Raw genomic sequence first — 22,061 nt, 5'->3', positions numbered from 1 at the left:
CTAGTGCTTTGAGAATCATCGATTCTTCGTGCACGCTACTGAAGCGGCCGCCATAACGGATCACACACCCTATACAGCAGCTTAACAGTCGCGTCAATGATCCGGTCCGTCGCATCTTTCTCGAATTGGATATCGAGTCAGCACGGACTCCCTCAGCGGGAGAGACTCTTGTGAAAACCCCAACTTCAGCCGGTTCAGCGTTCGGAGTTCCGAGTTCGGAAACCGGAAATTGAAACCCGGAACCCGGAACTCGGAACCCAGAACGTCGGGCGCGTCGGAGCTCAACGCGAGCCAATCAGAATTTATTAGACGGGGATTTGATCACACCATACCCGCGCCCGGTCATCACTTCTTTTCCGTGCTGGTTTCGGCAGACCCAGTTGAATGACATGCGAGTGTATTGATCGGACTGTTCCAGGCCTCCTACGGTCACCTCGCAGCGAACCGTGTCTCCGGCAAAAACAGGTCGAAGGAACTCAAACGTCAATTCTCGCGCAATGAAGTTCAAGTCTCCGCCGATCTTTGTCGGAAGCGTGGCGGTCAACAGACCCTGTACCATCAACCGCCCTTGCTGATCGGGCACAACGTGGTGCTCGCCCTCGTCACCCGAGAGTCGGCCGAACAATCGAATATCCTCTTCGTTGAAGGTCCGCTCCCAGGAAAACACCTCTCCATCCTTCATCCGGCACCCCGCACAAATTCACCGAAAGATGATATCCGCGACATTGCTCAAGTCGATTTCCTGGCTCGAGCCATCCTTCATCTTAATGACCAGTGTGCGATAACCCGCCGGTGTGCCCCTGGTCTCTGTAGCACCGGCTCCGGGCGAATCGAAGGCGACATCTCCGCTGATTCGCACTTGAAAGGTGCTCTTTGGTCCACCCTGGGCGCGGCCGACTCGTAGCATGACCGGTTGGCGCTTTGTGAGCCGCGCGGTGCAAGCCTTTTGCTCGGTCACGCCGTTTACCGCGGTCACCTGCGCCAGCGGACACAGCGGGGTCACGCCATTGCCGGAGAACAACTGGACGTTAGCCTGTGCGTAACAGGGGGAGCACGCTTCCACGAAAAGCGCCGCCGAGACCTCGCCCGGCCCCGCCTGAAAAATGTAGTAGTTGTTTTCGGCTTTTTCCAACGTGCCTCGGATCGAGTTTGTGGTGAGTGGAGTTGGTTGGCCGACGTCCTTAGATTGTGCGCGAGCTGAACTAGCAAGACACAAGATCGCCGCCAGCGCGGCGATTGTTCCCGCGAGTGCGCGAGTGTTTCTAAGTAACAGTTTGAACATCATAGTTCCTCCAGTTGTCTCTATTTCGCAACGACACCGGCGATAAACAGCAACAGGGTATTTCGTTCGACGCACAGCATCAAACACCGTTCTCGCATCCGACCCAAGCCTTGAAGACTGCCCGCTTTCTGGTAGCCCCTGGTGCGCGGACGATAGCATTCGGTGGTCGAGGAGACTATATTCTTGAGGGTCGTGAGCGTCCAGGATATTGAGGAATGAATCGCAGGCTCGGCCTCAGCACCCATGAAAACCAGAAACAACTCAAGCCATCTTTCGGGAGGGATTCGTATGCTAAAGGCCTCGAAGTCGCTCCTTGTTCTGCTTGCGCTCTCGGTTGCACCAGTGGCCCAGGTGAGGCTATCAAACAGCTCATGGCAGGATCAACACAGAGCGCAGATTTGCTAAGAGTCTGTTAATTTGACTCACCTGCGTCTGGGCAATAAGGGTTTCATCGACACGAATCCAATCATGACCTTCGCTGATTCAATCTAAGCAGCACCGGAGAAATACTAGAGCATGGCTATCGAGTCTGCGGTTGGCGACAACTTTTTTAATATCAAGGTCAGCGAGATCGCCAATTGGGCGCGTAAGAACTCGCTGTGGCCCCTGCCGTTCGGCACCGCTTGTTGCGCTATCGAGGCCCAATGAGACTGACGGCTGTGACCGGCTACCCGCACCTCCTCTGAAAGCTCAACGCTTTGTCGCTTTCGCGGCAGGGCCCACCAACTCTGCCAACGGCATAGCTTCCACCCGCTTGCCGAGCGGATAGCGGCGCTCGCCCGGATACACCACCAAGAGTTGATCCAGCTTGAGGTCTTCCAGAGCTATTCGCATGGAGGGCGTGAGCCTGGGCGCGTCCGCACGCTTGCATTCGATGCCGATTCGCCGCCCGCCCTTGAAGAGCAAAAGGTCAATCTCAGCGCCGCTGTGCGTGGCCCAGTAGTACGCGTCGTCGGGGCGCAATGCCTTGAGCACTTCCTCGACCGCGTAGCCCTCCCACGAAGCGCCCACCTTGGGGTGATGTTCGAGGTCACGCTGATTGGCGACGCCCAGCAGTGCGTGAAGCAGGCCGCTGTCTCGCACATAGACCTTGGGCGCCTTTACCTGTCGCTTTCCGAGGTTCTCGAACCACGGCGGCAGTTGCCGCACCATTAACACACCGGTCATCAGATCAAGGTAGCGGCGCACGGTCGATTCGTTGACGGCGAGCGCGCGGGCCAGTTCGGCGGCGTTCCAAATCTGGCCATGGTAGTGGGCGACCATGTTCCAGAAGCGCCGGAGAGCAATCGCCGGGATCTGAATGCCGAGCTGGGGCAGGTCGCGCTCGAGAAATGTTTGGAGGAACTGGCGCCGCCACGCAAGCGAGTCGGCCTCCGTGCGCGCTGTAAAAGAAAGCGGGAACCCGCCGCGAAGCCAGTGTCGTCTTTCGTTGGCGGCGCCGAGATCGGCAAGCCGGAAGCCCTCGAGCTGAACGGTCTCCACTCGGCCAGCCAGAGTTTCAGAAGATTGCCGGAGCAGATCGGGCGAAGCGCTTCCAAGGATCAGGAAGCGCGCGCGCAGCGGCCGGCGATCGGCCAAAACTCGTAGCAAGGGAAATAGGTCAGGCCGGCGTTGGACTTCATCGATGACGACCAGCCCTTTGAGTGGACGCAATGCGGTAGCCGGCTCATCAAGACGGGCCAGGCTCTGGGGATCTTCGAGGTCGAAGTAGTTCAGGGAGTCCGGCCGCACCAGCAGTCTGGCCAGCGTGGTTTTGCCGCACTGGCGAGGGCCCAGCAGAGCGACGACGCGGCTGCGCTTCAGCGCGGTTCGGACCAACTGGACGTCCCTCTTTCGGTCTATCATGTTCCACAGATTACACCCTGAATATCGGGCAGGCAATGCCGGAATTTCAGGGTCGAGAATTCCTCGCCTCGTTGTTCGTAGTACCGCCTTTAGGCGGAAGTTTCGAAGCCACTGACTTCCGCATAAATGCGGGACTACGAACTCAGAAAGCCATCAGTTTGACTCGCCTGTGTCTCGAAGATAAGATTTCAAATCGAGATTGGACAACCACGATGACCATCCCTAACTCAATCCGACCTGAGACAAGAACAGCACTGGAGAAAAAGTAGAGCATGGCTATCGAGTCTGCGGTTGGCGACAACTTTTTTACTACCACGGTCAGCGAGATCGCCAACTGGGCGCGGAAGAACTCGCTGTGGCCCCTGCCTTTCGGGACCGCCTGTTGCGCTATCGAGTACATGTCAGTCGTGTCGGCGCACTATGACGTCGCCAGGTTTGGCGCTGAAGTTGTCCGCTTTTCGCCGCGTCAGTCGGATCTGTTGATGGTCATGGGAACGATCACCGACAAGATGGGGCCGGTGCTCAAGCGGATCTACGAGCAGATGCCTGATCCGAAGTGGGTGCTTTGCATGGGCGCGTGCGCGACCTCGGGTGGCTTCTATCGCGCTTATCACGTGATGCAGGGCATCGACGAAATCATCCCCGTAGACGTTTACATTCCCGGCTGTCCGCCAACGCCTGAAGCGGTGTTGCAAGCAGTCTTGATGATCCGTCAGCTCATCGAGAAAGAAAACATCGTCGGCGCCGACGCGCGCCGCGAACTGCGCGAGCGGATGCTGAAAGAGATCACCGAGACTTCGCCTAAGCCGATGTTAATCGCCGAAGAGCAAGCGCGCGCGGCAGTGCGGCTCGTGCAGATCACCCGCGAGCCGGCCGCGCCGCAGAACCCCATCGCCGCGTTGGTCCAGGGACGTTTCGCGGATCAGGTGCTGGACGTGAATGATTTTCGCGGCGATCTGGCGATCACGGTGAGACCGGACAAGGTCGCCGAGATCTGCCGCACACTCAAGGAAGACCCCACTACGAAATTTGATCTGCTGAGCACGATCACTGGTCTCGACTATCTGGGCTATCCCGATAAAAAGCGAGAGGAGCGGTTCAACGTCGTCTATCACATGTACTCGATCGACCACGGACACCGGGTGCGGTTGAAGGTGCCGCTCCCGGAATCGGCTCCGGAAGTTGATTCCGTGTCATCGGTATGGAAGACGGCGAACTGGCATGAACGCGAGACGTTCGACATGTTCGGGATCCGCTTCCGCAATCATCCCGACCTGCGCCGCATCCTGTGTCACGAAGAGTTCATCGGCCACCCGCTTCGCAAGGATCACGAGCCGGGCGCACGCACGCCGCTGTCGCGCGACTACAAGCTGCCGATCGAGTACAAGACGGAGTGGCAAGGACACGAGACCGACCGGTTGAGTCCGCAGCCTACGATCATCAACATAGGCCCGTCGCATCCGGCTACGCACGGCGCGCTGAGGATCGTTGCCCGGCTGGACGGCGAAAAAGTAATCGAGTCGGATTGCGAGATAGGCTATCTGCATCGCTGCTTCGAGAAGATGGCCGAGACCCATCAGTGGAACGGGGTGATCCCTTACACCGATCGGTTGAATTACTGCTCGTCGTTCTTGAACAACGTCGGTTATGCATGCACGGTTGAAAAGCTGCTCGGCATAGAGGTGCCGAAGCGCGTCCAGTACATTCGCGTGCTGCTTGGCGAGCTGTCCCGGATAATGGACCACATGATCTGTTTGGGGGCGGCGCTGGTTGACCTCGGCGCGATCACCAACTTCTGGTACTCATTCGAGCCGCGCGAAGAAATTTACGATTTGCTCGAGATGACCGCCGGCCAGCGGATGATGGTGAGCTACGTGCGAGTGGGCGGACTCTCGGCAGACCTTCCCAAAGATTTTGTCCCGCGTTGCCGCGAGGTGCTTGCGCGATTGCCGAAGTACATCGACGATCTGCAAAAGCTCAACACGAACAACGTGATCTTCAAACAACGGACGGTCGGCGTGTCGGAGATCTCGGGCAAAGATGCGGCTGATTGGGGCATGACCGGCCCGATGCTGCGCGCGGCTGGCGTGCCCTATGACATTCGCCAGAATCACCCGTATTCGAGCTACGACGATTTCGACTTCGAAGTGCCGATAGGAAATCGCGGCGATGTGTACGACAGATACCTGGTTCGCATGGAAGAGATGCGCCAGAGCGTTCGCATCGTCGAGCAAGTGCTCGAGAATTTGCCGGAGGGTCCTTATCAAGTTGACGATCGCAGGATCACGCTGCCGCCGAAGCAGGGCGTGTATGAGAACATCGAAGACCTAATGAACCATTTCAAGCTGGTGATGCACGGGATCCAAGCGCCGCCCGGTGAAGTGTACGGCTACAGCGAGGGCGCTAACGGCGAGCTTGGTTTCTACATAGTGAGCGACGGTTCGTTGCGCCCTTGGCGTTGTCACGCGCGCGGGCCGTGCTTTCCGATATTCTCGGCGTATCCGAAGCTGATAGAAGGCGGACTGCTTGCGGATGCAATTGCGACGCTGAGCAGCTTGAACATAATCGCGGGAGAGCTTGATCGATGAGTGTCTTTGCGTCCTTTGCGAGTCTTTGCTGTCTTTGCGCGAAACGTGGCGAAGTGGGAAGAGCCGCTTTGAACGAAGATGTCGGATAAATAAGGTGTAGCGTTTTAGAGTCAGCAAAAGCGCCGCCGATGACAAGCTCAGGGAAGGTGAAGGTAAAGGGCGGCGCAGTCCAAATAAGGTGAAGGTAGAGGGCGGCGCGGTCCAAATAGGTGGGATTGATGATCGAATTCAGCGAAGAGGCAAAGCGCCGCTATCAGACGATATTGAGCCACTATCCCGAGAAGCGCGCCGCATTGCTTCCAGTGCTGACGCTTGCCCAACGTGAGTTCGGTTGGATCTCGCCCGAGGTCGCCGAATACGTCGGTGGGTTGATGGGTTATCCGCCCTCGGACGTGTTGAGCGTCGCGACCTTCTACACGATGCTTCACAAGAAACCTGCGGGCAAGCATCACATCGACATCTGCAAAAACCTGAGCTGCTGGTTGATGGGCGTCAATCCGTGCATCGACGAGATCAAGCGGCAACTGGGAGTTGAGAAAAGAGAAGTCACAAGTGATGAAAAGTTCAGTTGGGATTTGACTGAGTGTCTGGGCTCTTGCGGGACGGCGCCGGCGATGCAAGTGGGAGATCGATACTACGAGAACCTGACGCCTGCAAAGATCGCGGAGATAATTGAGAAACTGCGCAATGACTAGGATGAGAAGACGGAAGGCAGGCAGGATGCCTGCGCTCCCAGGATCCCAAGATCGATGACTAAGATATTACTCACCAACATAGACAAGCCGGATCAGGCGAGCATCACGAAGTATCGCGAGCGCGGCGGCTACAAGGCGCTCGAGAAAGCGCTGGCGATGGACCCGGCGACCGTGATTGACGAAGTGAAGGCGAGTGGGCTTCGCGGGCGCGGAGGCGCCGGCTTTCCAACCGGTATCAAGTGGGGCTTCGTGCCGCGCACTGCCAAGCCGACTTACCTGCTCTGCAACGCCGACGAGAGCGAGCCGGGCACGTTTAAGGACCGCATCTTGATGGAGCGTGATCCGCATTTGATGATCGAAGGAATGGCGATCGCCTGCTACGCGCTGAACAGCCATTTGTCGTACATCTACATTCGAGGCGAGTACGAGTTCGTCGCGAACATCGTACAGAAAGCGCTCGATGAAGCGTACGAAGCGAAGATACTCGGGCCTTCGCTATTGGGGAAGGACTACGGGCTCGATATATTCATACACCTTGGGCAAGGCGCTTACATCTGCGGTGAAGAAACTTCGCTGATCGAATCGCTGGAGGGCAATCGCGGGTATCCGCGCATCAAGCCGCCGTTTCCGGCCACTCACGGATTCCTTGCTTCACCGACTGTGGTGAACAACGTTGAGACGTTGGCAGCGCTGCCTTGGATCATTCAGAACGGCGCGGCGGCGCACGCAGCGATCGGGACCGAGAAGAGTAAAGGCACAAAGCTCTTTTCGGTTTCGGGTCACGTCAACAAGCCGGGTGTTTACGAAGTCGACATGGGGTATCCGCTGCTGGACTTCATCAACAACGAAGCGGGCGGCATACCAAACGGCCGCAAGTTGAAGGCCGTCATACCCGGAGGCTCATCCGTTCCGGTGATGACCGCCGCCGAGTGCGAAGGCGCGCTGCTGGATTACGAGTCGTTGCTAAAGGCAGGCTCGATGCTTGGTTCAGGCGGGATGATCGTGCTGGACGAGACTACCAGCATGCCCGAGACATTGTCGGTGATCGCGGACTTCTACGCGCACGAATCGTGCGGCCAGTGTACGCCTTGCCGGGAAGGAACCGGCTGGGCAGCTAAGATTCTGAAGAACATCGTTGCGGGCAAAGGCCGGCGATCCGACGTAGATTTGCTTTTGAAGATCGCCGATCGAATGGAAGGCAAGACGATTTGTCCGCTGGCGGACGCGGACGTGATGCCGATCAGAAGTTTCGTAACCAAGTTCAGAAGCGAGTTCGAAGCGTTGTGTTCGAGCTGAGAGCGCTTAAACACAAAGGCACAAAGACACTAAGAATGGAGGGTCCGACAGGGACAGTCGCTATCAGCTCTTTTCCTTTGTGACTTCGTGCCTTTGTGTTTGAACGGAAAAAAGAAGCGATGCCGAAATTCACTCTAAACGGACGAGAGGTCGAAGCCAGAAACGGGCAGACCATCATTCAAGCTGCCGAAGATCACGGCATAGAGATACCGCACTATTGCTACCACCCCGACTTGTCCATCGACGGCAACTGCCGCATGTGTCTGGTTGACGTGGAGAAAATGCCCAAGCTCACGCCGGCCTGCACAACGATGGTGAATGAAGGGATGGTCGTGCATTCGGACAACGAGCGAGTCAAAGAAGCTGTGCGCGGCGTGCTCGAGTTCTTGCTGATCAATCATCCGGTCGATTGCCCGGTCTGCGATCAAGCGGGCGAGTGCCGTTTGCAGGACTACTACATGGTTTACGGGCTGCACACCAGCGAGATCCCGCTCGCGATGAAGGTGCGCAAGCGCAAAGTGATCGACCTGGGGCCGATGGTCGTGCTCGATCAAGAACGATGCGTGCTGTGCTCGCGTTGCATTCGCTTCTTCGAGGAGGTGACCGAGACGGGCGAGATGCAATTCTTCGGGCGCGGCGATCACGTTGCCATCGGGACGTTTGAGGACGCGCCGCTGGACAATCCGTACTCGGGCAACGTTGTCGACATCTGTCCGGTCGGCGCGTTGACATCTCGCGACTTCAGGTTTAAGTGCCGCGTGTGGTTCCTGCACGCCACGGACTCGGTGTGCGGCGGATGCTCGACCGGTTGCACTGTGCGGATCGACCACCGAGACGGAGCGATCTTCCGGTTGATACCCAGGCGCAATCCCAAGGTGAATCGAAGCTGGCTGTGCGACGAGGGGCGGCTGAGCTTTCACGAGCTGAATAACGCCAGGCGCATTCACCGGCCGCTGATGAAGGGGCGCGACGGGGTGCAAGCGCCCGTTACCTGGGAAGAAGCCGCGCGGTCGATTGATTCGCGCTTGAAGGAGATCCGCGACGCCAGCGGCGCGGGTTCGCTTCTCGGTTTCGCCTCGCCCTCGACTACAAACGAAGCGCTGTTCCTGTTAAAGAAATATCTCGGCGATCAGTTGGGCGCGACTCAGTTTGATTTCCGCGTTGACTCCGAAGACAAGAATCTGGCGGAGGAGGAGGACCAGATACTGCGTCACTTCGATAAGCATCCGAACTCGATGGGCGCGATCAAGCTGGGGCTTATGAGCGAGGAACTCGGCGGGATCGAGGGCGCGATCAAGGCTGCACGCGAGCGCCGAATAAAGGCGGCGGTGGTGGTGTACTTCAAACCGCTGGTGCGGCGGCCCAACGACGAGGAAGTCGAAGGGCGGATTTTCGAGCTGATCGACGAGCTCGAGTACTCCGTAGTGCTGGCGGCTCACGAAGCAGATTGGCAGGCAGCAGCAAGCGTTGTGTTGCCGGTCGCTGCGTGGTCTGAAGAGGATGGGACTTACACGAACTTCGAGGGACGGGTTCAGCTCGCAGGCAAGGCAATCGAGCCCGGGGGAGACACGCTGGCGGTTTGGGAAGTGTTCGCGATGCTGCTTCAGGCGAGCGGCGCCGAGTCGCTGTGGATGTCGGCAGAAGATGTGTTTGCGACGATGACCGAAAGCGTCGCGGCGTATCGCGGTATCACGTTGGATCAAACACGCCTGCCGGGGGTGGTTGTAGGGTAGACTTTAGTCTGCCCCGGAGATATACAGAGTAAGGTCTTTGCTACCCATGAAGCGATCAGCCAAAGTCATCAACGTCAGGGAGCGCGCGGAGGCGGAGTCGTCATTCGCCAAAGACATGCTCGGCCCGCTGTTCGGGATGGGCCTCACCATGAACCGGATGATCGACAATCTGACGGGGAAGGTCAATGCGACGATCCGCTATCCGGAAGAGCGCCGCGCCTACTCGGACCGGTTTCGTGGCGCGCATATCCTGACCGCGCGCGAGGACGGCTCGCCGCGCTGCGTCGCCTGCTACATGTGCGCGACTGCGTGCCCGGCCGATTGCATCTACATCGAGGCGGCTGAGCATCCCGATCCGCTGATCGAAAAGTATCCCGCAAGGTTTGATATCGACATGCTGCGTTGCGTGTTCTGCGGTTTCTGCGTTGACGCGTGTCCCGAAGAAGCTATCATCATGAGCCGCGAAACGGAGATATGCGCTTACACGCGCGAAGAAACAATGTGGGACATCAAGCGGTTGATGAGCCGGCCCGAGCTTCCGGAATTCGGGTTGGGATACCGGCCAAATGAGAAGCTGGTCGATAGCACGATCAAGTTCACCCCCATAGTGAAAGAGAAGAAGAAGCTGGCGGGCCGTGTGACGCTGAAAGAAGACGTCGAGATGATTCCTCATGTCACGTTCGACCCAACCAAGGATTGAGCGAGACTCGCTCGGCGAGCGTGAACTGCCGGGCGATGTCTACTACGGGATTCAGACCGCGCGCGCGATCGAGAACTTTCCTATCTCCGGGTGGAAGCCCTACCCTTCGCTGGTCACCGCAACCGTGCAGATAAAGAAGGCCGCCGCGCGGGTGAACGCGGCGCTTGGCTCGCTGGACGCGCGGCTAGCAAACGCAATCGAGGCGGCCGCCGATGAAGTGCTCGCCGGAAGGTTGCGCGATCAGTTCGTGGTCGATCCTTTCCAGGCTGGCGCGGGGACCTCGCACAACATGAACGCGAACGAGGTGCTGGCCAATCGCGCGATTGAGCTGCTCGGGGGAGAACGGGGTGACTACTCCATCGTTCACCCTAACGATCACGTGAACATGGCCCAGTCGACCAACGACGTGTTCCCTACGGCGATGCGGCTTGCCGCCCTGGAGTCAGTGGACAAGTTGATAAGCACTCTCGACGTTCTAGCGGCGTCGCTGCGAACCAAGTCGAGCGAATTCGACGACATCGTCAAATCCGGGCGCACCCATTTTCAAGATGCAGTGCCGATCAGGTTGGGACAGGAGTTCGGGGCTTACGCGACTGCGATTCAGAAAAACGCGGATCGAATCGCTCGAGCGGCAGATGAGTTGAAGGAGATCGGCTTGGGTGCCACGGCCGCCGGGACCGGTTTGAACGCGCCGCCGGGCTACCGCACGCGCGTGGTTGAGGAATTGAGTCGAGTCACGAATCAAAAGCTTCGAGCAACCGGCGATTACTTCGAGGCGATGCAGAGCATGTCACCGTTCGTCGGGTTGTCGGGTGCGCTCAGAACGCTTGCGACAGACGTGCTCAGAATCTCCAATGATTTGCGGCTTCTAAGTTCGGGTCCGAACACCGGTTTGGCGGAAATCAATCTGCCGGCTGTTCAGCCCGGCTCGTCGATCATGCCCGGCAAGGTCAATCCGGTGATCGCAGAGATGACCGGCATGGTGTGCTTTCAAGTGATGGGAAACGATCTGGTTGTCGCGACGGCTGCGCAAGCGGGCCAACTGGAGCTCAACGTGATGATGCCCGTGATAGCGTTCAATCTTTTGATGTCGCTGACGATCTTGACCAACGCGTTGAGGGTCCTGAAAGATCGGTGTGTTGAAGGCATCACAGCAAACGAGGAGCGCTGCGGCTGGTACGTTGAACACAGCGTCTCACTGGTGACCGCGCTCAGTCCGCGAATCGGCTATGCTCGCGCGGCCGAGATCGCAAAGCTCGCGATCAGCAAGGGCAAGACTATTCGAGAAACCATCAAGGAAGAGGGCTTGCTCACCGACGAAGAGCTGGCTGAGGTTATGGACACTCGTGCGATGACTGAGTATGAGGAGGGTCAGTAGTCGGTGGATGACGGATGACGGACGACGGACGACCGGCGACTGACGACCGGACACTGACCTTTGATTATCGTCAGTCGCCGGTCGCCCGTCATCCGTCGTCCGTCCGCTGACTAACCCTTCCTTGACTCTTTAAACTAAATCGGCGAAATTTGTACAGGCAAACGGTCAAATCATTTATTAATACCTGAAAAGGAGGCTTACGTTTCAATGACGTACGTTATCGCTGAACCCTGCATAGGGACCAAGGACACCGCCTGCGTCGACGTCTGTCCTGTAGACTGCATACACCCGCGAAAAGACGAGCCCGACTTTGAGAACGTTGAGTTGTTGTACATCCACCCCGACGAGTGCATCGACTGCGGCGCGTGCGAGCCGGCATGCCCGGTACAGGCAATCTTCACCGAAGACGATCTCCCTGAGCAATGGAAGAACTTCACTCAGATGAACGCCGACTACTTCAAGCAATGACCGCGCGGAGCAAGAAGTTTGGCATACGTGATATGTGAGCCCTGCGTCGGCGCAAAGGAACTCGCCTGCGTCGATGTATGTCCCGTTGACTGCATTCAGGGCGGCCCCGATCAGCAACAGATGTACATAGACCCGGCCACATGCATCGACTGTAACGCATGCGTGCCCGCGTGTCCGGTGTCTGCGATCTTCGCTGAAGCCGGCGTGCCAGCTAAGTGGCGGCGCTTCATTCAGAAGAACGCGGTGTTTTTCCGATAGCCGGCGCTAGTCCCATGCCAACGGCAGTTTCTGGCAGGATAGGAATCACCAAAAAGACAAAGAATGAGCCGCCGTTGATTCGTTCAAACGGCGGCTCATCTTTGTGTCTCTTTATCAAATCTTCGGCGTCAGTAGCGGAAATTCTTCATGTTATGAAGCAGCATCTTTTTGCCTTCCTGGAATCTGACCTCAATCTTGTTCGGTGGAAGCGCCGCCTCAACAGCGCCCAGCCCGAACTTTGGATGATTGATGACGTCACCGGCTGAAAAGATGTTATTCATGTCGTAAGACTTTACCGGGCGCTTCGGATCGATGTTAAAAGTGTTTGCTTCCTTGGCCCGCCTGGAGCCCACTTTTCTTTTGGCAGGCGCGGCCGCGCCAGGTGTTCCCCCTTCCGGGGCGGCGGCAGGTTTCACCTTGTAGTTGTGCGTGCTGCCGCACATCGAGCAAGTAACCCTGCGGACGATTTCCCCGTCCATCGCAGCGACGATGTGAGTTCGTTCATCTTTGCATTTGCCGCAGTGCGCATTCAGTTCTTGTCCGACTCGAGGCTTTCTGTACAGCATTGCTTGACTATAACATTCGGATTATCCAACTTCCAGTTTCGCCGAAGAACCGACGAGAAAAAGGCGTTTGATGGGAGAGACCGTGCCAAAGTCGGGACGAAACCATCGGGCTGAGCTTGCCAATGAGAGAGAGCTAGATCAACTCGCGGAGCTTGCGCGCGGCGCGGTAATGAATACCGTTCGCTTCGCTTGGAAGTTCGCCCGGGCGAAACAGCCCGTCGACCCATCTCAAATACTCGCCGACTGCGCGTTTGCCCTTAATTGTCTTCTGTATGCCTCCCCGAGCCTGTCTCGTGCTGATGTGATAGACGAAGCCATCCGCGCCCAGGTAGACCCCGTTTTCCCACAAGCCCTTTTTCAGTTCCTGGCCTTCGCACTCCAGCACGGACCCCTCGATCGCAATTTGAACCGCTTCTTTGTGGCTCGGACCCTTGCTCGACATAGCTTCATTTCTACCTAAGTCGCCGCTCCAGCGCAACGCCGATCGGCCCTATGATGATGACGTGATGACTTGATACTTCGGCGCGCTCAAGCTCATGCTTGAACATCGCCGATGATCAACATTCTCTCAATAAGGTGCAGCCTTGCTTTCGCTCCGTATCTCGCGGCAAGTGTCGCGGAGTTCCTGAAAGAAGGCGCTGTAACATCGCGGGTTGTGCGCCAGGGCGGCAGCGGGTTAATAGTCAGGTCTGATGACAACGTGGTGCTGAGGCATCAGAATCGGCAAGCGTATTTCGGGCGGGAAGAGGCCGCACACTACTTAGCCACCGTCCAGTTCAGAAGCGAGTTCTATGATGTTGCGAGGATGCAAGACGAAGTTGTGCTGGCAAACGTGGGCGATGAGCTGTTGTTGTCGCACCCCCAATCCGAGCTGTGGTTGGACAGTCCGGCGGTTTCCGTTTTTGTAGATGTGTTCAGCTCAGAATCGAGACCAGAGGCTGAGGTGAGCCGGTCGGGCCTTCGCGAATGGCTGACTGTTTCCACCGGCGGCGGGCGCTTGTTGATAAGCGATCAGCGGACCGGGCGATGGGTATTGCTCGGCCGCGACCACATTGGTGAGCTTGAACGCAGGCTCGAAGCGCTTCGCGTTGCGCCGGCAGCGCTGAGTCGACCGGCGCCTCCCACAATCTCGCTGAAGGGACTGACGGTGCACCTTCAGTCGGCGTTCAAGCTGGCCGCGACGCTCGAGCATCTCGCGAACACCGGCAGCTTCGAACCCTTCGAAGAGATCACACCAATCTATTCGTTGACGGCTTCGCGCTCGGTGGAAGGAATAGAACTAAGGGATTCAGATAAGCGCGTCGCGTTGACACCGCGGGAAGCGCGTAAATGGGCGGACATAATCTCGGGTGAGCTTGACCGCTTGAACGCGCGGCAAATTGCGCGGGGCGGGATACGCACCGTCTTCGCCGGCGCCGAAGCCGGGCGATGGATCTTGCAGTGGGGCGACGAAGTCTTTGTTCCCAGCGTTCTGCTGTCTCACCTTCCCTCATCTCGTGGCTCGGTCGGCATCGGGGCGGCGGGACCAATCGTCAAACGGCTCGACGAGTTTCTTCTGTTGCTGGATCCTGAGACCGGCGCTTGTGTCGCGCTGACTGAGTCAGAATCAAGGTATCTGGATGACTCGGACGAGTTTGTGGGCGGGTCGGGGCACAGCGGAGCTTCTTAGATGAGCGCCTTGTCTTCGGCCCCGACGTTGTCCAGAAGGTGGCCCAGCTTCTCTTTCTTGGTCTTCATGTAGCCCAGCGACTTCTCGTGCGGTTCAACTTCAATAGAAACGCGTTCGACTATCTCGATCCCTGCTTGCTGCACCGCCGCGATCTTCTCCGGGTTGTTAGACATCAGCCGGATGCGCCGCAGACCCAGTTGCTTGAGAATATCCACGCAACATTCATACTGGCGAAGATCGGCCTCGAACCCCAGCGACAGGTTCGCTTCCACCGTGTCCTGGCCGGCATCCTGAAGCTCGTAAGCACGAATCTTGTTCGTGATACCAATGCCACGGCCTTCCTGTTGTTGATAGATGATCACGCCTCGCCCTTCTTCTTGAATGAGCTTCATCGCGTGATCAAGCTGTCGACCGCAGTCGCACTTCAGGGAGTGAAACACGTCACCAGTCAAGCACTGTGAGTGAATGCGAACGAGAGCAGGTGTGTTTTCATCCAGCTCTCCTTTGACGAGCACGGGAAACTCTTCGTTAGTGGCGAGGCTCTTGAAGCCGATGATTCGAAACAGTCCGAATTCGGTTGGCAGATTTGCTTCGGCGAGACGCTCAACACCGCTGCATCGTCTGTTTGAATCGCCGTTGGTTTTCGTCATAGTCGAACCCGATCAATGATTAACTTGGTAAAAGTGTAGTTAGCGGTCTTGTTAGCGTCAAGCGAAGAGAAAGGAGCAAAGCGCTTCGCCCTTCGCCCTTCGCCCTTCGCCCTTTGCTCTTTGCTCTTTGCTCTTTGCCCGGTCGTTGATATATTCATTCATCAAAGGTGATTAGCTGTGAATGATGCCGAGCGCACAATAAAGCTCGACCTCCGCGAAGTCGCTCTAGCGGGGAACACCAAGCGGCCAGTCCTGGTCGTATTGCAGGGCAACTCAATCGGAGTAACGATCAATCTGGAAAAGGAGCGCACCGTCGTAGGTCGCGGCTCAAAGGCCGACCTGGTGCTCAGAGACGAAATCGCCTCGCGCCTGCACGCCGAGATAATACGCCTTTGCCTGGAGGGAAACTGCCTCGAGTACTACGTCAACGATCTGGACTCCACCAACGGGACCTTTCTGAATGGCGCAAAGATTACGTCGCAACAGCTACTTCAGGACGGCGACAAGATAAAAATCGGCGACCACATGATGAAGTACGCGATGCTCGACGAGTTTGAGGCCGAGTTTCAGGAGAAGCTTCATCAGATGACCCAGCGCGACGAGCTTACGGGTCTGCGCTCGCGCCGGAGTCTGTTCGCCGAGCTTGATCACAAGATCACCGAAGCGGCCCGCAGCGCGGCGCCTTCTCAGATCAGCGTTCTGATGATGGACATCGACTTCTTCAAGCGAGTCAACGACGGGCGCGGGCATCTTGTGGGAAGCCACACCATTCGCGATGTCGGCCACATCATTCGCGATGTTGCCGGCAGCGCGGACCTGGCGGCACGTTACGGCGGCGAGGAGTACATGGCTTACGTGGTGGGTTCGCGCGAACGCGCGTTTGAAGTAGCTGAAGGAATCAGAAAGACCGTCGAAGCCCATCCGTTCCCGGCATCCACCAGCGATCTCGCTCAGACAATGCACATCACGATCAGCCTGGGGGTGGCTACATTCCCAGATGACGGCGCGGGGGCGCTGGAGATCGTACAGAAGGCAGATCAGTCTCTCTTCAGAGCCAAGCTCAGCGGGCGCAATCGAACCTGTGTCTTCGATCCTGAGGTAGACCGGCCGGATTCCTTTCATCCTACGGTCGATGCTTCGGCAATCATCTACGGTCCCGCAGATGCCCAGTGATGCGCAGTGATGCTCACCCTACGGGAAGCTTTGACTTGATCGTTTCCAGGAAGCTCGCCAGATCGATGGGTTTCTCGACGAAGCCGTCGGCTCCGGCATCAAGCGCCTCGTCGATCACCCGCTTTCCGTAAGCGCTCATCACTATGATCGGCGTGCGGCTGATGTCGGCCGACCGGCGAATCCGTTTTATCATTTCGATCCCATCCATGCGCGGCATCTGGATGTCGGTAACGATCAGGTCCGGGGGCGCGCTCGAGGCGGCGTTATAACCTACCATCCCATCGATCGCATGCTCCACTTCGTATCCCTCGGTCTTCAGCAAACGGCAGAGCAAGAATGAAGTGTCGTGATGATCTTCGACAACTAGTACCTTTTTCACAGTGATCCCCTTGTTCCAGTATCAACGAACGGCTGCTGCGGGCTAGGCGCCGAGCAAGGCCAGCCGCAGCCCTGCTTCCTTTTCCGTATTCACCAACGCGACTATCACGTCCCCGTCTTCGAGCACGGTTTCCCCGCGGGGGACTACCATTGTGTTGCCGCGCAAAATAGCGATGAGGTTGGTTTCTTGGGGCAACTCGATCTCCCGCACCATGCGGCCGCTAGCCGGAGAGGTCGCGTCCAGCGGGTATTCGAGTATCTGAAAAGCGCCCGACTGGAGACTAAGCAAAGTCTTTATGCGAACGGTCGGAAGCTCGCGTTCAATGACCTGTTGGATGATTGCGGTCGAGCTGACCGTGGAATCTACGCCGAGCCGCGCCATGACCTCTTCGTTCTTTGGATTCGAGGCTCGGGCGATCGTCTTTTGAATTCCGAATACTTTCTTGGCCACCTCGCAAGCGATCAGGTTGTCCTGATCGCTGCCGGTAGCCGCCACAAACACCCGCGCACGGGCTGCGTCCGCGCCCTCGAGCACGTCGTGCGTCGAGCTGTCGCCGACGTATATCTGGCAGTCGAGCTTGGCTGATAACGCAACAGCGCGAACCGGATCTCTTTCGATAAGGGCCACCTCGTGCCCGCTCTCGTAGAGCTCGCGCGCGAGATTCACTCCGACCTTACCGCCGCCGGAGATCAGGATGTATCGCGAATCATCCGTCGGTTCGGTGCGCCGCCGCGGTTGAGCTACAGCGACTTCGGGCGGCATTCGCTCCGGCGCAGGTTGACCCGCCGCGATATCCACCTGCTCGACGATCATAGTCACAGCAAGAAGGGTGGGGCAGACGACGATCAACTGGGGATCTTCCTGAGTGGCTTCTGCGTGGCTTGGTTCGTACACGCGAGCGATTGCGCGGGGGATGTGAAAATGGGTGCGCGCGACCTGCGCAGCCATCAGGTTCACGTTATCATCGAAGGTCACCGCAAGCAGGAGGTCGGCTTCGCCTATGCCGGCTTCGCGCTGGACGTCCACGTCGATGCCGTTACCTTGAACAAGTTCGACGCCTTCCAGTTGCGAAGCGCGGCCGAGACGGCTGGCTTCCTTGTCTACGACGGTGATCTCGTGCCCTCGCTCGAGAAGCGCTGCAACTGTTCTTGACCCAACTCTCCCGTATCCGATAACGACGATCTTCATGCCTTCCTTTAGACTAACGCCCAGCCGAACCGCTGACAAGCGCAAGGAGATCAGCGCGCGGCTCCTGACAGGACTGAATCACGTTCACACCGGCGCTCACTTCTGACTCAGCCGGGTCAGCGATGACTTTATTCGAGCGATGGTCTTCTCACCCAGGCCGGGAACAGACGCCAGCCCCCCTCCCTCGGCTAACGATTTCAATTGATCGAGACTGTTCACGCCAAGATCCCGGTAAAGCAACTGCGCGGTTTTCAGTCCGATGCCGGAGACTCTCCGCAAGTCGAGCACAGTCGCGGGAATATCTTTGGTTAGTTCTTCAAAATATGAAGACTTCCCTGTTTGAATGATCTCCAGTATCTGCGCACTGATTGTCTTGCCGATGCCTGGAATCTTCTGAAGCTCGCCGGCGCCGCCTCGCGAGACAATGTCAGTCACCGGGGTTGCCATCGAACCGATTGTTTCGGCTGCCATCTGATAGGAGCGGTATTTGAACGGGTTTTCGTTTTTGAACTCGAGCATGTCGGCGATCTGCTGGAGGACCCGGGCCACTTCAGCGTTGTCGGCCGCGGGATTTCCTTCTTGAGTTTGTGAATCGCTCACGCGAGTAAGGTATCTCCGCTTGCGAGGCAAGGTCAATCCATCCGCAGCTTCACTAACCCGCGAAGCGGGTGGCGGCATAAAGCCACGGGTGAGTCCGCGAACCCGTGGAACGGCAGAACGGAACCACCTGAACCCGCGAAGCGGGTGGCGCCGGGCACCGCTAACAAGATTTATGCCGCCACCCACCAGAACTCCAACTTGATTCATCGGAGTGTTACTCGCGGCCAAACCCGCGCATAACTCAGGCTCGTGGTCGGGAAGGTGGGCTTGCCCCCGCTGTCTATAAGCAGAGCACTGGCTCATCGGGGGCAAGCCCACCTTCCCGACCACGAGCCCTGAGCAACGAGCGATGAATGCAAAGCGCTCAGCTTGACAACCTCAGGCTGCCGGTTCGGCGAGCGCCGCGGGAGCAGCGCGCAGCTCACGAACAGGTGACAGCACCAGCCAGAGCGCCGACAACACAGTGCCGAACGCGCCCAGAAACAGCGTCATTCGCACCCCAATCATCTCGCCCAATAGCCCACCCAGCAGCGAGCCCGCAAGCGTTCCGCCCAACCCAAGAAAATGCGCGCTGGCATTCACACGCCCAAGCAACCGCTCCGGCGTGATCGCCTGGCGCAGGCTGACCTGGTTGATCTGGTAGATGGTCGCTGCGCCATCCCCTCCGATCTGCTGGATGAGCAGCAACACTGCCGCAGTGAGCGTCGCGCCCTGTGCCAGCGGGATGAAGAACATCGCGGTACCCATCACTAGCAATCCCACGATCATCGCCGGGCCGATCCCAAACCGCCGGGTCGCCGAGGCGGTCACCATCGCGCCGATGAGCGAGCTGATTCCGCCCACCGCCCAGATCGTGCCGAGGACGCCCGGCGCAAACCCGAGATCGCGCGCCATGTACAAGACCACCAGCGTGCCGTACATCCCACCGAAGAACTCCTGTGTGAGCATGCATGCTGCTGTAGCGCGTAGAAGCGGATGGCTCCAGACTGCATGCAAACCCTCTGCGATCTCGCGGCGCATGTTCGGCTGTGCGTCGCTGACCGCCGCCTGCTCCGGGACACGAATCAGCGAGACACAGACCGCTGAGGCGAGGAACGAGATTGCGTCGATCAGGATCGTAATCGGGGCCGTGAAAATCTGAACGAGCCAGCCAGCCAGGCCGAACCCGCTGACCTCGGCGACAGAGGCGCTAGCCGAGAGCTTGCTGTTGCCCTCGATCAGATCTTTCCGGCCTATCAGCGAGGGTAGATAAGACTGGTACGCGACATCGAAGAAGATCGTCAGGATGCTGACCAGGAAAGTAATGATGTAGAGTTGCTCGATTCGCAGATGGCCAAGGACCGCCGCCAGCGGAATTGTGGCCAGCAGCGCGGCTCGCCCAATGTCGGCAACGATCAGGATCGGCCTTCGCCGCAGCCGGTCCACCCAGGCGCCCGCGATCAAACCGGTCAGGAACCCCGGCGCAAGGCGGGCGGCCGAAAGGAGCCCGAGCTGGAACGGCGTAGCGTGAAGGACGAGAATCGCAGTGAACCCCATCGCCGTACTGCCGATCAGCGAGCCGAAGACGGACAGCGTTTGGCCAGTCCACAGCCGCATGAAAGCGCCGTGGCGCCAGAGACCCGTGAACCGTCGTCGCTGCACCTCGTGATCCATAGAATAGTCGATCGGAAGCCGGCAGCGGCCACCCGCCGGCTTGCGTGGCGTGTGCTGACAGCACGTCGTCTTCCTACTTCGCCGACGGTAAGCGCCCGGTAGTATACAGCACTCGGCTCCTATCAGAAGAGCATGGAGTTCAGGCTTCAGCCTGGTCTTGGCTCGGTCAATCAGAACAGACGCAGGCTAAAGCCTGAACTCCATGCTCTTCTGACTAAACTCGCCCCTCCAGGCAATGGTCCGCTGTTCGTGCGCGTGATTGCTTGACCGTTAGACCGTGCATTTCGGCAAGAGTCAATCTCACCAATCCTCTTAAACCCTGTGCTATGATTTACGCAGAAGAAATGAGAACGCAACACGCAGACAGCTCGAAGCGGTGGCCTGCAATCATAGCCCTGATAGTCTTAGCAGCAATACTAGCCGGCCTGAGTGCGCCTACATGCGCCGCGGCGCAGAAAGCTGGCAGTTCCGCTGCGGCAGTCCGCAAGACGCGAGCCGTCGAACTCCTCAGCCTTGACCAATTGAAGGAACGCTTTCGGAACGACGCGGGCAAGGTGCGGTTGATTGCTCTTGTCTCTCCCACCTGACCGATGTGTCGTTGGGGGTTCTCCAACATAGTGAAGACCCTAAAGAAGGTGACCGAGGATCGAGTCAGAGCTTACGTCGTCTGGCTTCCCATCTTTGGTGGTGACTTCCGCGGCGAAGCGCGAAAGCTCTCGAATAGCTTTCGAGACAGGCGAGTCTCTTACTTCCTCGACGCGGAATCTCAAACCGGCGAACTCTGGGAGCGGGTTCTCAGGACTGAGAGAAGCATCGCTTGGGATGTGTATCTTTTGTACGGGACTGCTGCAACGTGGGAGGAGGAGCCGCCGGCGCCCGAATTCTGGATGCATCAACTCGACGGCGTGACAAAAGCACCGCGGTTAGACGAAGCAACGTTCACAGCGAAACTGAAAGCGATGCTTGCCCAGATGAAGACATCCAAATAATCAGAACTTCAGCTTCACGTCAAAGATGTCTGGGCGAGAATAGTGTCCCGTCACATCTAGTGCAAGACTCTCTTCTGCCACGCGTGACAAATCAAGATCGGCCGTCAGGATCACCTCTTCGTCAAACACCGGACCCGCAAGCAATGAACCGTCCGGCGCAATGATCGCACTGCCGCCGTTGAGCACGAATGAATCGGGACGCTGCTTTAGCGATTCGATTGGCTCAAGCTCCGCAGGAAGCTCGCTTGCTCTCATTACCGCGCCGCAGGCGATCACGAAGCATCTGCCTTCAAACGCGTAGTGCCGGCTTGCGACAAGGTTCATCTCTTTCACCTGCGGCCAGGCGGCAATGTGAATGTCTTCGCCCGACGAGTGCAGCACCTGACGCGCAAGCGGCATCCAGTGCTCCCAGCAGATCAATCCGCCGACCCGGCCGGCGCCGGTTGCGACGGCTCGCAGGCCTGAACCGTCGCCCTGGCCCCAGATCATCCGCTCGGTGTAGGTAGGCATGATCTTGCGATGCGTGTTGAGCAACGCACCGTCTTCGCCAAAGGTCAGCATGGTGTTGTAAAGCGTGCCGCGGCCGGCGCCTTCTACGACTCGCTCGTGAACGCTGATGTTGAGAACAACTTGATGCTCGCGCGCCGCTGCGGCGAGCGCTTCGGTGACCGGCCCCGGCACGACCACGCTGTTCTCCATCAATCGAGCAAAGACTTTCTTCGCCGGCTCGTGGTCCCACAGCGCGACATCGCGGCAGCAATCGAGCCAGGCGGGATAGCCCGGCAGCCACGTCTCGGGAAAGACGATCAACTTCGCGCCTGATGAAGCGGCTTCCGCAATAAGCGAGATAGCTTTTTCGACCGAGCGCGCCAGATCCATATAGACCGGAGCTGCTTGAACTGCTGCCACTTTGACGATCAACTTTTGTGGTTCCTGGTTCAGAGTTCCGGG

At 58.0% G+C, this 22,061-nt stretch carries 23 protein-coding genes; 12 read left to right on the top strand and 11 right to left on the bottom strand.

All coding sequences use genetic code 11. The features are described 5' to 3' along the window. Nucleotides 1-295 precede the first annotated feature (295 nt). Both AABO57_04405 and AABO57_04400 read right to left on the bottom strand, forming a co-directional pair. A complete protein-coding gene (locus AABO57_04405) occupies nt 296-682 on the bottom strand; it encodes a hotdog domain-containing protein (protein MEK6284961.1) in 387 nt (128 codons plus the stop codon). An 18-nt stretch (nt 683-700) separates the two neighbouring features. Then, a complete protein-coding gene (locus tag AABO57_04400; protein MEK6284960.1) occupies nt 701-1,285 on the bottom strand; it encodes a hypothetical protein in 585 nt (194 codons plus the stop codon). Nucleotides 1,286-1,798: 513 nt separating this feature from the next. On the opposite strand from AABO57_04400, the gene AABO57_04395 reads away from it, so the two are divergent. After that, entirely contained in the window at nt 1,799-1,930 is a 132-nt protein-coding gene (locus tag AABO57_04395) for a hypothetical protein (protein ID MEK6284959.1), read from the top strand. Nucleotides 1,931-1,972: 42 nt separating this feature from the next. On the opposite strand, the gene AABO57_04390 is transcribed toward AABO57_04395, so the two are convergent. Beyond that, nucleotides 1,973-3,127, bottom strand: coding sequence for an ATP-binding protein (locus tag AABO57_04390; protein MEK6284958.1), 1,155 nt, complete (start codon nt 3,125-3,127; stop codon nt 1,973-1,975). Nucleotides 3,128-3,399: 272 nt separating this feature from the next. Here AABO57_04390 and nuoD point away from each other — a divergent pair, with 272 nt between their 5' ends. From nuoD to AABO57_04350, 8 genes are all read left to right on the top strand, one after another. Next, nucleotides 3,400-5,715, top strand: a complete 2,316-nt coding sequence (nuoD, locus tag AABO57_04385) for an NADH dehydrogenase (quinone) subunit D (GenBank protein MEK6284957.1) — start codon at nt 3,400-3,402, stop codon at nt 5,713-5,715. Nucleotides 5,716-5,933: 218 nt separating this feature from the next. Beyond that, the gene (locus tag AABO57_04380; GenBank protein MEK6284956.1) at nt 5,934-6,410 is read left to right on the top strand and encodes an NAD(P)H-dependent oxidoreductase subunit E; all 477 of its coding nucleotides are present in this window, start codon (nt 5,934-5,936) and stop codon (nt 6,408-6,410) included. Nucleotides 6,411-6,464: 54 nt separating this feature from the next. Beyond that, nucleotides 6,465-7,706, top strand: a complete 1,242-nt coding sequence (gene nuoF / locus AABO57_04375; GenBank protein ID MEK6284955.1) for an NADH-quinone oxidoreductase subunit NuoF — start codon at nt 6,465-6,467, stop codon at nt 7,704-7,706. A 119-nt stretch (nt 7,707-7,825) separates the two neighbouring features. Next, entirely contained in the window at nt 7,826-9,439 is a 1,614-nt protein-coding gene (locus AABO57_04370; protein MEK6284954.1) for a 2Fe-2S iron-sulfur cluster-binding protein, read from the top strand. 46 nt (nt 9,440-9,485) lie between these two features. After that, nucleotides 9,486-10,139 carry an NADH-quinone oxidoreductase subunit I gene (locus tag AABO57_04365; protein MEK6284953.1) on the top strand — a complete coding sequence of 218 codons (654 nt, stop codon included), beginning with the start codon at nt 9,486-9,488 and terminating at the stop codon, nt 10,137-10,139. Further along, the gene (locus tag AABO57_04360; protein ID MEK6284952.1) at nt 10,111-11,517 is read left to right on the top strand and encodes an aspartate ammonia-lyase; all 1,407 of its coding nucleotides are present in this window, start codon (nt 10,111-10,113) and stop codon (nt 11,515-11,517) included. The genes AABO57_04365 and AABO57_04360 overlap by 29 nt, the downstream gene beginning before the upstream one ends. 207 nt (nt 11,518-11,724) lie before the next feature. Next, nucleotides 11,725-11,985: a ferredoxin family protein gene (locus AABO57_04355; protein ID MEK6284951.1), complete on the top strand. Its 261-nt coding sequence runs from the start codon at nt 11,725-11,727 to the stop codon at nt 11,983-11,985. An 18-nt stretch (nt 11,986-12,003) separates the two neighbouring features. Beyond that, a complete protein-coding gene (locus tag AABO57_04350; GenBank protein ID MEK6284950.1) occupies nt 12,004-12,243 on the top strand; it encodes a ferredoxin family protein in 240 nt (79 codons plus the stop codon). A gap of 128 nt (nt 12,244-12,371) precedes the next feature. On the opposite strand, the gene AABO57_04345 is transcribed toward AABO57_04350, so the two are convergent. Further along, a complete protein-coding gene (locus tag AABO57_04345) occupies nt 12,372-12,809 on the bottom strand; it encodes a hypothetical protein (protein ID MEK6284949.1) in 438 nt (145 codons plus the stop codon). A 133-nt stretch (nt 12,810-12,942) separates the two neighbouring features. Continuing rightward, the gene (locus AABO57_04340) at nt 12,943-13,251 is read right to left on the bottom strand and encodes a hypothetical protein (GenBank protein MEK6284948.1); all 309 of its coding nucleotides are present in this window, start codon (nt 13,249-13,251) and stop codon (nt 12,943-12,945) included. Between the two features lie 111 nt (nt 13,252-13,362). On the opposite strand from AABO57_04340, the gene AABO57_04335 reads away from it, so the two are divergent. Continuing rightward, the gene (locus tag AABO57_04335) at nt 13,363-14,478 is read left to right on the top strand and encodes a hypothetical protein (protein ID MEK6284947.1); all 1,116 of its coding nucleotides are present in this window, start codon (nt 13,363-13,365) and stop codon (nt 14,476-14,478) included. Here the strand turns inward: AABO57_04335 and ribA are convergent. After that, entirely contained in the window at nt 14,475-15,128 is a 654-nt protein-coding gene (gene ribA / locus AABO57_04330; GenBank protein ID MEK6284946.1) for a GTP cyclohydrolase II, read from the bottom strand. The two genes, AABO57_04335 and ribA, sit on opposite strands and share 4 nt — an antisense overlap. Before the next feature lie 177 nt (nt 15,129-15,305). On the opposite strand from ribA, the gene AABO57_04325 reads away from it, so the two are divergent. Then, nucleotides 15,306-16,301: a GGDEF domain-containing protein gene (locus AABO57_04325; protein MEK6284945.1), complete on the top strand. Its 996-nt coding sequence runs from the start codon at nt 15,306-15,308 to the stop codon at nt 16,299-16,301. A gap of 13 nt (nt 16,302-16,314) precedes the next feature. Here AABO57_04325 and AABO57_04320 read toward each other — a convergent pair whose 3' ends face one another. The 4 genes from AABO57_04320 to AABO57_04305 all read right to left on the bottom strand — a co-directional run bounded on the left by AABO57_04320 (nt 16,315) and on the right by AABO57_04305 (nt 20,121). After that, nucleotides 16,315-16,680, bottom strand: coding sequence for a response regulator (locus AABO57_04320; GenBank protein MEK6284944.1), 366 nt, complete (start codon nt 16,678-16,680; stop codon nt 16,315-16,317). Nucleotides 16,681-16,722: 42 nt separating this feature from the next. Further along, on the bottom strand, nt 16,723-17,868 hold the full coding sequence (locus AABO57_04315) for an NAD-binding protein (protein ID MEK6284943.1): 1,146 nt from the start codon (nt 17,866-17,868) through the stop codon (nt 16,723-16,725). 96 nt (nt 17,869-17,964) lie between these two features. Continuing rightward, a complete protein-coding gene (locus AABO57_04310; GenBank protein MEK6284942.1) occupies nt 17,965-18,468 on the bottom strand; it encodes a helix-hairpin-helix domain-containing protein in 504 nt (167 codons plus the stop codon). Nucleotides 18,469-18,846: 378 nt separating this feature from the next. After that, on the bottom strand, nt 18,847-20,121 hold the full coding sequence (locus tag AABO57_04305; protein ID MEK6284941.1) for an MFS transporter: 1,275 nt from the start codon (nt 20,119-20,121) through the stop codon (nt 18,847-18,849). 617 nt (nt 20,122-20,738) lie between these two features. Between AABO57_04305 and AABO57_04300 the strand changes: the two genes are divergently transcribed. Then, nucleotides 20,739-21,110 carry a hypothetical protein gene (locus AABO57_04300; GenBank protein MEK6284940.1) on the top strand — a complete coding sequence of 124 codons (372 nt, stop codon included), beginning with the start codon at nt 20,739-20,741 and terminating at the stop codon, nt 21,108-21,110. Here AABO57_04300 and AABO57_04295 read toward each other — a convergent pair whose 3' ends face one another. Next, on the bottom strand, nt 21,111-22,031 hold the full coding sequence (locus AABO57_04295) for a carbon-nitrogen hydrolase family protein (protein MEK6284939.1): 921 nt from the start codon (nt 22,029-22,031) through the stop codon (nt 21,111-21,113). Between the last annotated feature and the right edge of the window lie 30 nt (nt 22,032-22,061).

The organism is Acidobacteriota bacterium, from assembly GCA_038040445.1.
Lineage (GTDB): Bacteria > Acidobacteriota > Blastocatellia > UBA7656 > UBA7656 > Onstottus_A > Onstottus_A frigus.
The sequence above is the reverse complement of the archived record's forward strand: the minus strand, read 5'-3'. Positions and strand labels throughout refer to the sequence as shown.

Excerpts from the sequence above, each read along its gene's own strand:
- AABO57_04405 (MEK6284961.1), bottom strand. The coding sequence starts at position 682 with ATGAAGGATGGAGAGGTGTTTTCCTGGGAGCGGACCTTCAACGAAGAG.
- AABO57_04400 (MEK6284960.1), bottom strand. The coding sequence starts at position 1,285 with ATGATGTTCAAACTGTTACTTAGAAACACTCGCGCACTCGCGGGAACA.
- AABO57_04395 (MEK6284959.1), top strand. The coding sequence starts at position 1,799 with ATGGCTATCGAGTCTGCGGTTGGCGACAACTTTTTTAATATCAAGGTC.
- AABO57_04390 (MEK6284958.1), bottom strand. The coding sequence starts at position 3,127 with ATGATAGACCGAAAGAGGGACGTCCAGTTGGTCCGAACCGCGCTGAAG.
- nuoD (MEK6284957.1), top strand. The coding sequence starts at position 3,400 with ATGGCTATCGAGTCTGCGGTTGGCGACAACTTTTTTACTACCACGGTC.
- AABO57_04380 (MEK6284956.1), top strand. The coding sequence starts at position 5,934 with ATGATCGAATTCAGCGAAGAGGCAAAGCGCCGCTATCAGACGATATTG.
- nuoF (MEK6284955.1), top strand. The coding sequence starts at position 6,465 with ATGACTAAGATATTACTCACCAACATAGACAAGCCGGATCAGGCGAGC.
- AABO57_04370 (MEK6284954.1), top strand. The coding sequence starts at position 7,826 with ATGCCGAAATTCACTCTAAACGGACGAGAGGTCGAAGCCAGAAACGGG.
- AABO57_04365 (MEK6284953.1), top strand. The coding sequence starts at position 9,486 with ATGAAGCGATCAGCCAAAGTCATCAACGTCAGGGAGCGCGCGGAGGCG.
- AABO57_04360 (MEK6284952.1), top strand. The coding sequence starts at position 10,111 with ATGTCACGTTCGACCCAACCAAGGATTGAGCGAGACTCGCTCGGCGAG.
- AABO57_04355 (MEK6284951.1), top strand. The coding sequence starts at position 11,725 with ATGACGTACGTTATCGCTGAACCCTGCATAGGGACCAAGGACACCGCC.
- AABO57_04345 (MEK6284949.1), bottom strand. The coding sequence starts at position 12,809 with ATGCTGTACAGAAAGCCTCGAGTCGGACAAGAACTGAATGCGCACTGC.
- AABO57_04340 (MEK6284948.1), bottom strand. The coding sequence starts at position 13,251 with ATGTCGAGCAAGGGTCCGAGCCACAAAGAAGCGGTTCAAATTGCGATC.
- AABO57_04335 (MEK6284947.1), top strand. The coding sequence starts at position 13,363 with ATGATCAACATTCTCTCAATAAGGTGCAGCCTTGCTTTCGCTCCGTAT.
- ribA (MEK6284946.1), bottom strand. The coding sequence starts at position 15,128 with ATGACGAAAACCAACGGCGATTCAAACAGACGATGCAGCGGTGTTGAG.
- AABO57_04315 (MEK6284943.1), bottom strand. The coding sequence starts at position 17,868 with ATGAAGATCGTCGTTATCGGATACGGGAGAGTTGGGTCAAGAACAGTT.
- AABO57_04305 (MEK6284941.1), bottom strand. The coding sequence starts at position 20,121 with ATGGATCACGAGGTGCAGCGACGACGGTTCACGGGTCTCTGGCGCCAC.